Source organism: Treponema sp. C6A8 (genome assembly GCF_000619925.1).
In the GTDB taxonomy this organism is placed as follows: Bacteria; Spirochaetota; Spirochaetia; order Treponematales; family Treponemataceae; genus Treponema_D.
In genome coordinates, this window is record NZ_JHVB01000012.1 from 43684 (window position 1) to 57033 (window position 13350).

Consider the following 13350-nt stretch of genomic DNA (forward strand, 5'->3'; position numbering starts at 1 on the left):
TATTTAAATTTGTTATACTATAAATATGATAGAAATCAAAAACCTTTCAAAAACATTTGAAACTTCCAGTGGCCCGGTTGAGGCCCTTAAAAACGTTTCAATTTCGATTAATAACGGCGATATTTTTGGTATTATCGGAATGAGTGGTGCAGGTAAGAGTACCCTTGTCCGCACAATTAATATGCTTGAACGACCTTCCGACGGTAATGTTGTGATTGACGGAGTGGATATTGGTAGTCTTTCTGATAAGGAACTGCGAAAAATCCGCCGCACAACAACTATGATTTTTCAGGGCTTTAACCTTCTTATGCAGCGCAACTGTCTTAAAAACGTTTGCTTCCCACTTGAACTTGCGGGAACCCCTAAAGTAGAAGCCAGAAAACGCGCTCTTGAACTCCTTGATTTGGTAGGCCTTAAAGATAAGGCAAAGGTTTATCCGGCTCAGCTTTCGGGCGGTCAGCAGCAGCGTGTGGCTATTGCCCGAGCCCTTGCAACAAACCCAAAGGTTTTGCTTTGTGACGAGGCAACCAGTGCCCTTGACCCAAATACTACAAACTCAATCCTTGAACTTATCCGCGACATCAATAAACGTCTTGGAATTACAGTTATCATCATTACTCATCAGATGAGTGTTGTAGAAAGTGTCTGCAACCGTGTTGCAATTCTTGAAAACGGAAGTGTAGTTGAACAGGGCGATGTAGAAGAAATTTTCAGCCGTCCACAGTCAAAGGCAGCTAAAACTCTTGTATTTCCTGAAGGACAGGAAGAAGGCGGTATTTCGGACAAGCAGAAGTATGTAGTCCGCATTGTTTTCAATGGCGCTGTTGCTGCAAATCAACCTATGGTTGCAACTCTTGCGCTTGAAAAGAACATAAAGGCTAACATCTGCTGGGCAAGCACAAAAAGTATCGGGGACAAGGCTTATGGTTCTATGATTTTGGGCTTTGCTACAAAAGAAGAGATGCGGATTGCTGAAGATTATCTTTCTGCAACGCAGGATGTAATTATTAACGAGATATAGGAGTCGCTGATGTTTGGTGAAATTTTTTCTGCAGAGGCACTTGAAGATGCCTGGAATATTATTCGTTCTCAGTTTTTGCTTTCTACCTGGGAAACTATATACGTAACAATCCTTTCAACATTTTTTGCATTTGTAATCGGACTTCCGCTTGGAGTTATTCTTGTAACTGGAGAAGAGAAGGGAATTAAGCCTCTTCCAAAGGGATTTATGCATGCGCTCAATGTGATTATCAATATTCTGCGTTCGGTTCCTTTTCTTATCCTTATGATTGTTGTATTCCCGCTTACACGCCTTCTGGTTGGTACAATCGTAGGAACTGTTGCAACAATTCCTCCTCTGGTAATTGCAGCATTTCCTTTTATTGCCCGTCTTGTTGAATCTAGCCTGCGGGAAGTAAACCCTAATACTATTGAGATGGCTCAGAGTCTTGGAGCTTCACCTCTACAGATTATCATTAAGGTTATGATTCCTGAAAGTGTGCCTTCTTTGATTTCGAATATGACAATTGCCATCACAACTGTTTTGGGATATACCGCAATGAGTGGAATCATCGGTGGCGGTGGACTTGGAAAAATTGCAATTAATTACGGTTACTACCGCTATAAGACTTTAGTTATGATTCTTGCTGTAATTCTTTTGATTCTTCTTGTTCAGGTTTTGCAGTCGATTGGAACATATTTTGCCATCAAGTCTAATAAGATTTTGAAAAAATAGCCTGTTTTTTAATAATCGATTATTGGAGAGAGTTTATGAAAAAAAACGTATCTGTTTTATTTGTGCTGCTTTGGGCAAGTGCTATTTTTATTTCCTGTGGAAAAAATTCAGGAAAACAGACGAACCTCAATCCAAATTTTAAAGATATTTCTTCCATAAAAGATGAGATTTCTTTAGCAGAAAAAGCTGAGGAAGAAGCAAGAAAAGCCAGAGAACTCGGACTTCTGGGAAAAAAACTTCATCCGGATAGTGTGGGTGACATTTTGTTTGCAGACGGTTCTGCGATTGCTTACAACGAGCATCTGTATCTTACGGATGAGCAAAAAGAAAATGCTGTTGCTGTAATTTTTTATATTGGAACTGAATGTTCCGATTTTTCAAATAATCAGGCAATTAATCAAAAACGTATTTTAGGTGTCGGCTTACACCAAAAATTCTTGCTTGATTTGAAGGATGAGTTTGCACGAAAAAACAATATTGAAGCAATTCAGGTAAATGTTAAAGGTACTCCAGATAACTATTCTTTTTATGGAAATAAGAATGGTTATAAATTTTGGGCTCGGATTCATGACTATGTTAACCATCATCAAATAAATTTGTATGTATCTAATCCGGATTATTTTCTTGCTGAACAATATGCAAGCTCATACGAAAAGGCAAAAGGCGGACATCTTCTGAAAACTGCATATGAAAATGGCTGGTATTTGCCTTCTATCGCTGAATTATATCAGCTTTGGAAGTCTATGCCGGCTGTTAATGGAGCTCTGGCAATTTGTGGCGGTGACAAAATTTCGAAAAGGGAGCACCCTTTTGTTTCTTCTTCATATTCAGCAGATAAACTTGCTGCCTTTGTATTAGATTTCAATGACGGTTCAATTTTTACTGAGAATAGTGATTTATATGCCTGTGCAATTCGTGACTTTGCAGGCGACCAGAATCATAAAATTGAAAAAAAACGTAAAAGCCTGATTAACAAAGAAAGTCAGGTAAAGGGAGTTTATGTAGATTCCTTAAAAGGAGCTGCCGTTTATGAAGATGCAGATTCTTCTTCTGCAAAAATTTGTGAACTAAAACACGGTGATTATCTGCTTGTACGTGAAATCGGTAATGAAGATACCATTGACGGTATCACTGATTCATGGGTAAAAATTGTTCTTTATGAGGATGAATGGAAATCTAAGACTGAAGAATATGGCTGGATATTTGCTGGTAATCTTTCGCTCCAGTGCCCTCTGTCGCTTGAAGAAATGTATGAATATATGAGGAAAAATGATTTTTATGTTTCTGATTTTTTCCCGGAAACAGGCGATTATGGCTATGATTTTATGAGAGAAAATACAGGCTGGGAGTGGGAACGCCAGACGTATGCTCAATGTGAATATATTCTTCCAAATTATATCAGCATGAAGTCAGGCTCGGTAACTGCTGTAACTATAAGTGACCAGGCACTTTTTCTTTACATGCCTGAAACATACGGGGTCTATAATTCACTGTTCCTATTAAAAACAGGGACAGAAGTTCAGCTTCAGGATGTTATGGGCTATGGGCTAACTCAAAGTGGACTTCTTTATCCGATTTATTTTGCAGAGTATTATGATGAGGAAAACAACGCTTCTTGTGTCGGTCTTATACGCGGGGTAGACATTACTGAACCTGAAAACATATGTTTTGTAAGTGATGGAAAGGGCGGAAAAATGAGTCTTTACTGTCAGCCTTCTCTTGTGGCGCCTGGAAAAAACGGTATGCATTCACCTTCAAAGGAAGAAATTGAAGAATTCCTGAACAACTGGGTGACCTATGAAGTGGCATATTTAAGAGGCGGATGGAAAATACAAAAAGCTTTATATATTGATTCTGATGGAATTCAATCAAAAGTTGATATTGATTCACATGGAAACCTTTCTCTCGTATATCCGCTGAATATGGAAAAACCAGTTCCCTTTATTGTTGAGCGTTTGTATAAGGGTGGTAATGGTGGAGGCTGCTATACTACAAAAATCTATTCTCTTGACCCAAAAGCTCTAAAACTTAGAGATAATTACAGTGCAGTGTTAAATCCTGTTTGTGAGTATGAATATAATGATACAGACGGTGGTCCTACGGGAACCGGCTGGTATTATTTTACAAAAGACACTCTTGATACTTATTCTTATGAGCAGGAGTATGGTCAGGTCTTTAAGGACATTCATGTAGTATGGAAACAAAATAGCAAAAATCCTTACGAGTTCGAATTATCTGCTTATCCGGGGGGAGAACCTTCTGGCAATAGCAGAGTTAAAAAAACTGGTGAATATGTTAATCCTGTATGCCGTTTGAAAATGCGGGAGGGTCCGACTGTAAATTCTGAGAAACTTTATACACTTGAACCAGGTTTTCTTCTGAAAGTTCTTGAAGAAGGTGAAACAGTAAAAATTGATGGACTTTCTTCAAATTGGGTGAAGGTTCAGCTGGTAAATGACGTACCTTTTGTGGAAGGGTATAAATCTGAAAATCAGACAGCAGGCTGGGTTTTTGGCGGATATCTGGAGTAGTTATAATTACTGCTGTAATTCTTCGATAGTTATAATTTTTGCCGTGTGTGAAAAAGGACTCGAAGACTTGAGTATTTCAACTTCTGCGGTGACGTATTTTCCGTTATGCTTTTTCAGTTTTTTCCAGGCATTTCTGCTGCTCGATTTCTTATCGATAATATAACTTGTACGGCTTTGTGATTCGTAATTTGTAAGGATTACAAAGCTCTTATTGTTATATTGGAGAAGACCGGAAATAATTACAAATATAAGTGCAAGAGAGTATAAACCTTTCATATTTTAGTTTACTCCAAGATTTTCAAATAAATACGACCAATTGTTGTTCTTGGCAAATAAGGACCAGCCTTTATATTGCCCGGAATATTTCACTTGCATACCGCTTGTTATGGAAATTCCCCATGGACATTTTCCATCAGAGATTTTTAAAAAATCTTTTTGTCCGTAATCAGGGGCGCCGCTATAATACCATTTATTGCTAGTGTCGCCAGCCCAGGCATAAACTATAAGTCCTCCATTTTTCAGGTCAGAATAAAGATTCTCTGCTGCTGTTTTTACATTTCCATCAGTAGTTTTATTTGCCAGCAGATATGCCATAAGCCCTAAATCTGCTGTTCGGCCGCAGGCTGCCGGAAAAATAAATCCGCGGAAATCATCAGTATTGAGGTTTTCGCCTAAGAGGTACCTGAAACATTGTTGTGTCCCAGCAACGGAATCAGATATTGCACTGTACAGCTGGCTTGTGTGCATTTTTATATTTTCCAAAATGTTAGTTTTAGAGCAGTCAACTAGGGTGAGTGATAATTCCTTGCAGTATAGACTGGAATTATTGTTTAATGACAAGTATTTGCATTTTTCATAATTATAATCAATGAATCTCTTTCCTATATCTTCAATTAATGGTCCTGAACTTGCATATGAAATTATCCGGTCGTAATTGTAGGTATTTGTAAGAGTGGAGTTTGGAGATGCTACAAGGTAGTGAATGTTGTTTTTTAGACCATATATTGCTTCTATTGAACATTCAAGGCAAACATCTTCGACAAGCATATCGATTTTTCCAAAGGTGCGATTAACTGCAAGAGCAATATCACTTGATGTCAGGTAACCATTATTGCCGTTTGTGTCGTCATAACAGAGAGCTCTTGCGGAGTCTTGTGAGATTGAAGTTGAGATCTCATTTAAGGGGCCTGAACCATGATTATGCATGATTAGGATTGTATTTTTTGCATTAAAAGAACTGGATGCCTCGTATAAGAAGTTGTAAAGGGTGTTCCCGCTTGCCATATTTACTTCCTGACTGCCATTTAGGTATACCCAGTCTATATAGCGGGAATAATCAGTTGCAACAGAAGCTTCCAGAATATAAAGGTGGCTTTTTCCGTCCATTGTTTTGCCACCCTTGCTTGAAATATTTCCGTCAATTAAGGCAAGTACGGTTATTGATGCGTTGCCATTTTTGATTTTCAGACCATTTTTAGCCTGCATTAAATTGTTATATGAAACATCGTTCAGATTGTTGTCCCCATCCAGATACATCATAAAGAGATAATCTGTGTTGATTTTTTCTCCAGAAGGGGAAATAAGATTTAACAGATGCCCGTTTCTGTAGGAGGAATTATCGGGATTCCACAGACAAGAGAAGCTTAAAAATGAAAAAGCGGTCAGGAGAATATATCTGCTTAACCGGAAGATAATCTTCATACAAAAATCATAACCTATAAAAACTGAATTTCAAACAAAAATAAAAGAAATTAATTGACATATTAAGTTGTATACAATATAATATGATTAAATGAAACGGCATGGTTGAACTTAATATTTCACTTATATAAGAGGTATAAAAAATGGGAATTTATGATTTTAAGGTTATGGACAGAAAAGGAAACGAAGTTTCTTTATCGGAATTCAAAGGAAAGGTTCTTTTGATTGTAAATACTGCCACAGGCTGTGGTTTTACACCTCAGTACAAGGGTCTGGAAGAACTCTATCAGAAGTATCACGATAAGGGACTTGAGATTTTAGACTTCCCTTGTGATCAGTTTGGACATCAGGCTCCTGGTGATGATGATGAAATCCACGAGTTCTGTACAATGAAGTATCACACAACTTTTGATCAGTTTAAGAAGATTGATGTTAATGGCGAAAATGCAATTCCGTTGTATAATTATCTTAAAGAGCAGAAGGGCTTTACTGGATTTACAGGTGTAAAAGGTGCTCTTATGAAGACTGTGGTTTCTAAATTCGATCCTGACTATGAGAATAACCCTAACATCAAATGGAATTTTACAAAGTTCCTTGTTGACCGCGAAGGTAATGTTATTGACCGCTTTGAATCTACAGTTGAACCAAAGAAGATTGATGATAAGGTAGCAGGTCTTTTATAATAGAACACCGGCGGCTCTGACCGGTCGCCTTAGACAAGGAGGAAACCATGTACGACGTAATTGTAATTGGAGCGGGGCCGGCGGGGGTTTCTGCGGCTCTTTACGCTAAACGTGCAAATCTGAATGTTCTTGTGCTTTACCACGGCGAAAGCCAGCTGGAAAAGGCAAATAAAATTGATAATTACTATGGTTTTGAAAACGGAATTTCAGGCCCTGATTTGTATGCTGCAGGAATTAAGCAGGCTAAGAATCTTGGTGTAGAGGTTCTTGATTCTGAAGTAACAAATATTCAGATGGCAAGTCAGAATTCGTACATGGTATCTGCAACAAATGACGATTACGAAGGTCACGCGGTAATCCTTGCTACAGGAAACAAAAAACTGCGTCCCAGCCTTAAAGGCCTTGTGGAGCATGAAGGAAAAGGTGTAAGTTACTGTGCAGTTTGTGATGGTTTCTTCTATAGAAAAAAGAAGGTTTGTGTTCTTGGAAACAAACTTTATGCGCTTGAAGAAGCCATGCACCTTGCCAATATGGCAGAGTCGGTTACCATTCTTACAAACGGAATGGACGATTCAGAAGTAAAAGCCCTTTTGGATGAAGAAAAAGCAAAGGGTGGTGCTGCAGAAAAAATCCAGCTTAATAATCAGAATCTTTCAGAAATTAAGGGCGAAGGCAAAGTAGAAGCTGTGGTATTTGAAGACGGCAGTGAACTTGCAACCGACGGATTCTTTGTTGCTCTTGGAAGTGCCGGTGGCGCTGATTTTGCAAAGAAACTTGGCCTTACACTTGAAGGCGACAGCATCAAGACTGATGAAAAAATGGCGACAAATGCTCCTGGCGTATATTCTTGCGGTAACGTAAATGGCGGCCTTTTACAGGTATGTAAAGCTGTATATGAAGGTGGCGTTGCAGGCTTAAGTGCGGTAGAATATGTTAGAGGTATTAAAAAATGAGTGAACAGAACTATGACTGCCTTCTTTTGAAAAATCAGCTTTGCTTTCCTTTGTATGCGGCATCTCGCGAAATCTTACGCAAATATACGCCGCTTCTTAAAGAGTTAGATTTAACTTATACACAGTACATCGTAATGATGGTTTTGTGGGAAGAAAAGGAACTTAAGGTTACAGAACTTGGCAGTCGTCTTTTTCTGGACACAGGAACTCTTTCTCCGCTTTTAAAATCAATGGAAAAGAAAAAACTTCTTTGCCGTACACGCAGTAAAAACGACGAACGCATTGTAATGGTTGCAATTACAAAGGAAGGTGAAGCTCTTCGTGAAAAAGCTTCTTCTGTTCCTAAGAAAATTGGCAGCTGTGTAAATCTTAGTCAGCAGGAAGCCGAAACTCTTTATAAAATTCTCTATAAGATTATAGGTAATTAGGATTTATAATATTCTTCAATCTTTTCACGGCAGCGAAGGAAGTAATAGTTTAGCATCGGATCAAAATGAATGCCCATTCCATCCTGAATTATCTGGAAAGCTTCTTCAGGTGGCATGGCTTTTTTATAACAGCGTTCGCTGACCAAAGCATCATATACATCGGCGATAGCCATAATTCTGGCTTCAAGAGGAATCTTACTGCCTTTTAATCCTTCCGGATATCCAGAACCGTCAAAACGTTCGTGATGGTAATGAGCAACATTTTCGCAGATTTGAGAAAATTCGGTATCATCATAATCTCCAAAAATATTTCTTACAATCTGAGCGCCTTTCTGAGCGTGACTTTTCATAATTTCATATTCTTCCGGAGTAAACTTGCCGGGTTTGCGTAAAATCTGGTCATCAACGGCTATTTTTCCTAAATCATGCATAGGGGCGGCCTTTACAAGGCTTATATAAAATGATTCCGGACGTCCCAGTCGGTTTTCTATTCTCATATCATCAGTCAAAATCTTTACAATCTGGCTTGTTCGTCGGATGTGGCTTCCTGTATTATTGTCACGGTTCTGTACCATTTCTGCCATTCCGTATACAAACTGTTCCATCAATCTTTCGATTTTTTCTGTTTTTTCATTTACTTCTTTTGAAAGTGTTTCATTGTAATTATTTAAAAGCCGCAGATTAAGCTGTTCGCGGGTATTGTCTTCAATTTTTATCTGATGACCAACAGGTTTGTGCCGCTTTGAAAAAAAGCGGGAAATATAAAGATTTGAAACACTAATTTTAAAGCTCTGCTTTTGATATTTAAATGTGGTTTCTGCAATACCCTTATGAGATTCAGCAGTTTCCATAAGGTGATTTACGGTAGCAAAAAGTTCAGTGGAGTTGTCCAGTTTGGAATCAACATAAAGTTCCTTAAATTCCGGAAAGAAATGTTCCGTAATTGAATTACAACCCAGATAGCGGTGCTCATTATCAAAAGATGCTACACCTATAGTTTCACTCTGCTGAATCGCAATACTTACCATTAAGTCGATATCGTAAATGGCAAGTCTGCGAATCATAATAAGCAGCATAATCTGTAAAATTGTGTAGGAACAAGGCATTACGTCAAATTCTGGAGCGATGGCTCGTCCAATAATGAAGGCAATGGAAATAATACTGTAAGAAAGAAGCATTACTGTAGCATTACGTCTGGAAATGTGTTTCTTTCTCATACTAAGCAGCATTATCAGGAAGTCTATTATGATGAAAATAACAAGAATACAGTAATAAATTGTGTGAACTGAAGTATATTGTTTTCTAAGATAGGCGATTCCGTTTGTATTTCTTAGAAATACCTGTTTATAAAGGATTCCAACAGTCCATGGGCTTAAAGCCATAATCACTATTCCAGTGGAAAGAATCAAAAAACAAATTGAGGTGATGTACCGGTTTAATTTAATTTTACAGAAGGTAAAAACGTAAAGAAAACTGAAGAACTGGACTCCGAAGTTTAGGAAATACAAAAGTCCGTTTAGTAAAAGTGCTTCTGAGGTTGAGGTAGAAAGAGCAAACTTCAAATAACAGAGATTGATGAGAGGAATCAGCAGGAATAGCAATGCAAGATAAATGGAAACGTTACGTCCCCATTTAACAAAGAAAAATGTCGTCAGTAAAATTGAGCTTACAAAAAGCAGGATGTAGTAATATAAAAGCATTTTTTAATTCCTATGATTATTTTACACCATGAAAAGCCATGTGGCAAAATTTTATTGTTTTTTCGTATTTAAATCGGTTAAAATAATAGTATGAAAATTATTCATTGTGCCGATATTCATGCGGATTCTGCAATGAAGGGGCATTTTTCAAAGCTTGCCTCTCAGCGCAGGGAAGAAATTGTAGATGCTTTTGCCCGCATGGTAGATTTTGCCCAGAAAAATGGTGTTCGTGCCATAATTATTTCGGGAGACCTTTTTGATACAAAGGAAAACCAGCATAAAACTCTTAAAAACAGACTTTTTTATATTATTTCAAATCATCCCCAGATTGATTTTCTGTATCTTCGTGGAAATCATGATGAAGAATTTCATATCGAAGAGAATTATCCTAATCTCAAGCTTTTTTCTAAGGATGCCTGGTCTTCCTATTCATACGGCGATGTCGAAATTTCAGGCAGAGAGTTCGGTTCTTCAATTCCTGCCGCTGCCTACAGCCAGCTAAAGCTTGAAGCTCAGAAAGTTAATATTGTTATGCTTCACGGGCAGCTTGCAGATTACGCGCCAAAGGAAGATGCTCCTGTAATTTCCCTTCCAAAACTTGTAAATCAGAACATTGATTATCTTGCTCTCGGACATATTCATAATTTCAGACTGGAAAAACTGGATAGCCGCGGGCTCTGGTGTTATCCGGGGTGTCTTGAAGGACGCGGATTTGATGAATGCGGAGAAAAAGGGTTTGTGCTTTTGAATATTGAAGGCGGGAAGGTTGAGCCGACTTTTGTACGCAATTCTCAACGGGTGATTCACGAAATTGAAGTGCCTCTTAGCGGAACAATGTCTTACAACGAAATTCTTAAGGCCTGTGCAGCAGCGACGGCATCAATTTCTGCAAAAGATATTGTTCAAATTGATTTAAAGGGCGAAATTTCTGAGGATACGGAAATTGAAACCGATTCATATGAAGCTGCTTTGGCATCAAATTTTTATTTTATCAGATTTAAAAACCAGACCGAACCAAAGATTGATTACGAAAAATACGAAAAGGATGTTTCTCTAAAAGGTGAGTTTATCCGTCTGGTAAAGGCGCAGAAAGAGCTGAGCGAAGAGGAAAAATCAAAAATTATAATGACAGGAATTCGGGCTCTTGCGGGGAGAATGAACTGATGGAACTGATTAAAGCTCATATTACGAATTTTGGAAAACTACGAAATTATGACGTGGATTTTAAAAAAGGACTCAATACTTTTATCCATGAAAACGGCTGGGGAAAAACGACACTTTCGGTTTTTATAAAGGCGATGTTTTATGGAATGGAGTATACGACTTCACGTGATTTAGAAAAAAATGAAAAACTGAAATATGCTCCATGGCAGGGTGGCGAATACGGTGGCAGCCTTGAGTTCTCTTATAAGGGAAAAAATTATCTTGTGACTCGAACTTTTGGACCTAAAAAAAATGATGATACCTATGAACTTCGTGATTTGAAAACAAATCTTCCTAGTTCAGATTTTACATCGGATTTGGGTAGCGAACTTTTTGGAATTAACCGCGAAACTTACGGACGCAGCGTTCATGTTGTGCTCAGCGAATCTCCTGCTGGTTCAACAGATATTTCTGCCCGTCTGAATAATCTTGTAGAAGCAGGTGATGTTGCATCCTTTGATAAGGCTGTGCTGGCACTTGATAAAAAGGCAACTTCCCTTAAGGCAAAAAAAGGAAAAATCGGTCAACTCTTTGAAATCCAAAATCAGATTGACCGCGACCGTGAAACTCTTGAAGAAATTAAGGCAAGGGAAGTTCAGAACGAGGATTTTGAAAAAAAGGCAGCTGCTTTGGGTGCGGAAATAGAAAAATTCAAGACACAACATCATAGCATGACACGTGAACTTACGGTGCTCATAAAATACGAAGGAAAATTACGCTACGAACAGCTAAAAAAGGATCTGGAAGAGGCGAAACGAGGGAAAGAGGCTCTGGTAGATTTCTTTAATGGAAAGGTACCGGAAGCTGGTGTCTTAAAAGAAATTGATGAAATTTCAAGTTCATATACAACTCTTGCCTCTAATCTTAAAAGCGGCCAGATGTCTCAGAGTGAAAAAGACCAATATGAGAGTCTGAAAAATTATTTTGCAGGTGATATTCCTTCAAAAGCTCAGATTGATTTATGTTTGAAAACTGATGGAGAATTCAAGATTTTTAAGCAGCAGGAAAGCGAAAGAAAACTTACGGCTTTGGAAGAAGCTGAGTTTAAGGAGCTTAAACTGAAATTCAGTGACAAGGATCTTGAAACTGCCAGTTCAGGAAGTGACCAGTCAAAACTTCCGGCCGAGGAAGGTAAAAATATTCTTACAGCAGTATTTATGGGCCTCGGATTTTTCATCTTGATTGGCGCTTCTTTTTGTTTTTTTCAGAGGCTTCCTTTATTTGTATCTGCAATGTCGCTTGGACTTGCGGCCTTGTTTTTTGTTCTCGGTTTTGTAAGTACTCGCAGTGCAAAAACAAGCCCGGAAGAGATTTCGGTTCTTATACAGCGAGGGGTTGATCTTGACCGTTATTTAAAACTTCAGCAAAAGTCAAAAGCGCATTTTGAATGGCTGCAGGCTCAGCCAAAAATGGCGTCTGAATATGAGGCAGAACTCCGTGCTTTTGTAAAACGCTTTTGTAAGACAGATGATATTTCTTCCATTCCGACAGAAATTCAAATTCTTAATGAAAAAATGAATAAGCTTTCCGAATTGGAAAAACGCATAAATACGAGCAGCCAGAATTTTCAGCTTCAAAGTGAAAAAAAAGAAAAGCTTATGCAAATTTTGAGTCAGTATAAAACGGAAAAAACACTTGATTATCCTGCTCAGGTACGGGAACTTCACGACAGAATTAATGATTTAAAAAATGCGGAGGCCTATATCAGACAGGCAGAGGCAAAAGTCAGTGAATTTGAGAACGATCCGCAGAATGATGTTCAGTCTTTTGAGTCGCTTAAAAAGCCGGAAAAATCTAACGAGCAGCTAAAGTCGGAACTTGATTTTATAAATCAGCAGGTTAATGAAAAAGTTGCCTTGAGGGCAGAATATCAGAAGAAAATGAACGATAATAATTCGCTCATTGAAAAAAAAGATGATTTTGAAAATGAGATTGAAAGGCTTGCTGTAGAAAAGCAGGAAAAAACTTGTGAACATCAGCTTCTTTTGCAGACAATGGATTTCTTAAGGCGGGCAAAAGAGCAGCTTGATGCAAATTACAGTGATCCTATGAAAGAGGGGTTTGCAAAATATCTTGGAATGATTGATGCAGGAACAGAGTCGGAGGCACTTTCCAAAAAACTTGTAATTGATACAGAACTTAAGGTTTGCGTGGACGAAAATGGAAAACTGCGTGAAAGCCAATATTTAAGCGACGGCTATAAGGATCTGGTGAATTTCTGTTCCAGAATGGCGCTTGTGGATGCACTTTTTAAAGATGAAAAACCGCCTGTAATTCTTGATGACCCTTTTGTAAATCTTGATGATGATAAAATTCCGCGGGCACTGGGCTTATTAAAGCTGATGGCAAAGGAAAAGCAGATTTTGTATTTTGCCTGCCATAAGAGTCGCGAAGTAAAATAAAAGTTTGGGAGGAT

11 protein-coding genes are annotated in these 13350 nt (G+C 38.3%); 8 read left to right on the plus strand and 3 right to left on the minus strand.

Annotated elements, in window-relative coordinates; translation table 11 throughout:
* Nucleotides 1-25: 25 nt before the first annotated feature.
* From T530_RS0110415 to T530_RS0110425, 3 genes are read left to right on the plus strand one after another with little or no spacing between them, the layout of a single operon-like run.
* Nucleotides 26-1021 (plus strand): methionine ABC transporter ATP-binding protein, encoded by a 996-nt coding sequence (locus tag T530_RS0110415; RefSeq protein WP_027728960.1) that lies wholly within the window; start codon nt 26-28, stop codon nt 1019-1021.
* Between the two features lie 9 nt (nt 1022-1030).
* On the plus strand, nt 1031-1735 hold the full coding sequence (locus tag T530_RS0110420; protein ID WP_197018271.1) for a methionine ABC transporter permease: 705 nt from the start codon (nt 1031-1033) through the stop codon (nt 1733-1735).
* A 35-nt stretch (nt 1736-1770) separates the two neighbouring features.
* Nucleotides 1771-4266, plus strand: coding sequence for an SH3 domain-containing protein (locus T530_RS0110425; RefSeq protein ID WP_027728962.1), 2496 nt, complete (start codon nt 1771-1773; stop codon nt 4264-4266).
* Nucleotides 4267-4272: 6 nt separating this feature from the next.
* Here T530_RS0110425 and T530_RS0110430 read toward each other — a convergent pair whose 3' ends face one another.
* Complete coding sequence (locus T530_RS0110430; RefSeq protein ID WP_027728963.1) at nt 4273-4542, minus strand: hypothetical protein; 270 nt, start codon at nt 4540-4542, stop codon at nt 4273-4275.
* Between the two features lie 3 nt (nt 4543-4545).
* Nucleotides 4546-5967 carry a clostripain-related cysteine peptidase gene (locus T530_RS0110435; RefSeq protein WP_081773717.1) on the minus strand — a complete coding sequence of 474 codons (1422 nt, stop codon included), beginning with the start codon at nt 5965-5967 and terminating at the stop codon, nt 4546-4548.
* 143 nt (nt 5968-6110) lie between these two features.
* Between T530_RS0110435 and T530_RS0110440 the strand changes: the two genes are divergently transcribed.
* From T530_RS0110440 to T530_RS0110450, 3 genes are read left to right on the plus strand one after another with little or no spacing between them, the layout of a single operon-like run.
* The gene (locus T530_RS0110440; RefSeq protein WP_027728965.1) at nt 6111-6650 is read left to right on the plus strand and encodes a glutathione peroxidase; all 540 of its coding nucleotides are present in this window, start codon (nt 6111-6113) and stop codon (nt 6648-6650) included.
* Nucleotides 6651-6697: 47 nt separating this feature from the next.
* Complete coding sequence (locus T530_RS0110445) at nt 6698-7603, plus strand: NAD(P)/FAD-dependent oxidoreductase (protein WP_027728966.1); 906 nt, start codon at nt 6698-6700, stop codon at nt 7601-7603.
* Nucleotides 7600-8031, plus strand: a complete 432-nt coding sequence (locus tag T530_RS0110450) for a MarR family winged helix-turn-helix transcriptional regulator (protein ID WP_027728967.1) — start codon at nt 7600-7602, stop codon at nt 8029-8031. Before T530_RS0110445 ends, T530_RS0110450 begins: the two co-directional genes overlap by 4 nt.
* On the opposite strand, the gene T530_RS14845 is transcribed toward T530_RS0110450, so the two are convergent.
* Nucleotides 8028-9731 carry an HD-GYP domain-containing protein gene (locus T530_RS14845; RefSeq protein WP_051537944.1) on the minus strand — a complete coding sequence of 568 codons (1704 nt, stop codon included), beginning with the start codon at nt 9729-9731 and terminating at the stop codon, nt 8028-8030. The genes T530_RS0110450 and T530_RS14845 overlap by 4 nt on opposite strands.
* A 90-nt stretch (nt 9732-9821) precedes the next feature.
* Between T530_RS14845 and T530_RS0110460 the strand changes: the two genes are divergently transcribed.
* Nucleotides 9822-10895, plus strand: a complete 1074-nt coding sequence (locus T530_RS0110460; RefSeq protein ID WP_027728968.1) for a DNA repair exonuclease — start codon at nt 9822-9824, stop codon at nt 10893-10895.
* Entirely contained in the window at nt 10895-13336 is a 2442-nt protein-coding gene (locus tag T530_RS0110465) for an AAA family ATPase (protein WP_027728969.1), read from the plus strand. Before T530_RS0110460 ends, T530_RS0110465 begins: the two co-directional genes overlap by 1 nt.
* Nucleotides 13337-13350: the final 14 nt, after the last annotated feature.

Coding starts and splice junctions, on each gene's coding strand:
- T530_RS0110440 (WP_027728965.1), top strand. CDS start 6,111: ATGGGAATTTATGATTTTAAGGTTATGGACAGAAAAGGAAACGAAGTT.
- T530_RS0110460 (WP_027728968.1), top strand. CDS start 9,822: ATGAAAATTATTCATTGTGCCGATATTCATGCGGATTCTGCAATGAAG.
- T530_RS0110420 (WP_197018271.1), top strand. CDS start 1,031: ATGTTTGGTGAAATTTTTTCTGCAGAGGCACTTGAAGATGCCTGGAAT.
- T530_RS0110465 (WP_027728969.1), top strand. CDS start 10,895: ATGGAACTGATTAAAGCTCATATTACGAATTTTGGAAAACTACGAAAT.
- T530_RS0110450 (WP_027728967.1), top strand. CDS start 7,600: ATGAGTGAACAGAACTATGACTGCCTTCTTTTGAAAAATCAGCTTTGC.
- T530_RS0110435 (WP_081773717.1), bottom strand. CDS start 5,967: ATGAAGATTATCTTCCGGTTAAGCAGATATATTCTCCTGACCGCTTTT.
- T530_RS14845 (WP_051537944.1), bottom strand. CDS start 9,731: ATGCTTTTATATTACTACATCCTGCTTTTTGTAAGCTCAATTTTACTG.
- T530_RS0110415 (WP_027728960.1), top strand. CDS start 26: ATGATAGAAATCAAAAACCTTTCAAAAACATTTGAAACTTCCAGTGGC.
- T530_RS0110425 (WP_027728962.1), top strand. CDS start 1,771: ATGAAAAAAAACGTATCTGTTTTATTTGTGCTGCTTTGGGCAAGTGCT.
- T530_RS0110430 (WP_027728963.1), bottom strand. CDS start 4,542: ATGAAAGGTTTATACTCTCTTGCACTTATATTTGTAATTATTTCCGGT.
- T530_RS0110445 (WP_027728966.1), top strand. CDS start 6,698: ATGTACGACGTAATTGTAATTGGAGCGGGGCCGGCGGGGGTTTCTGCG.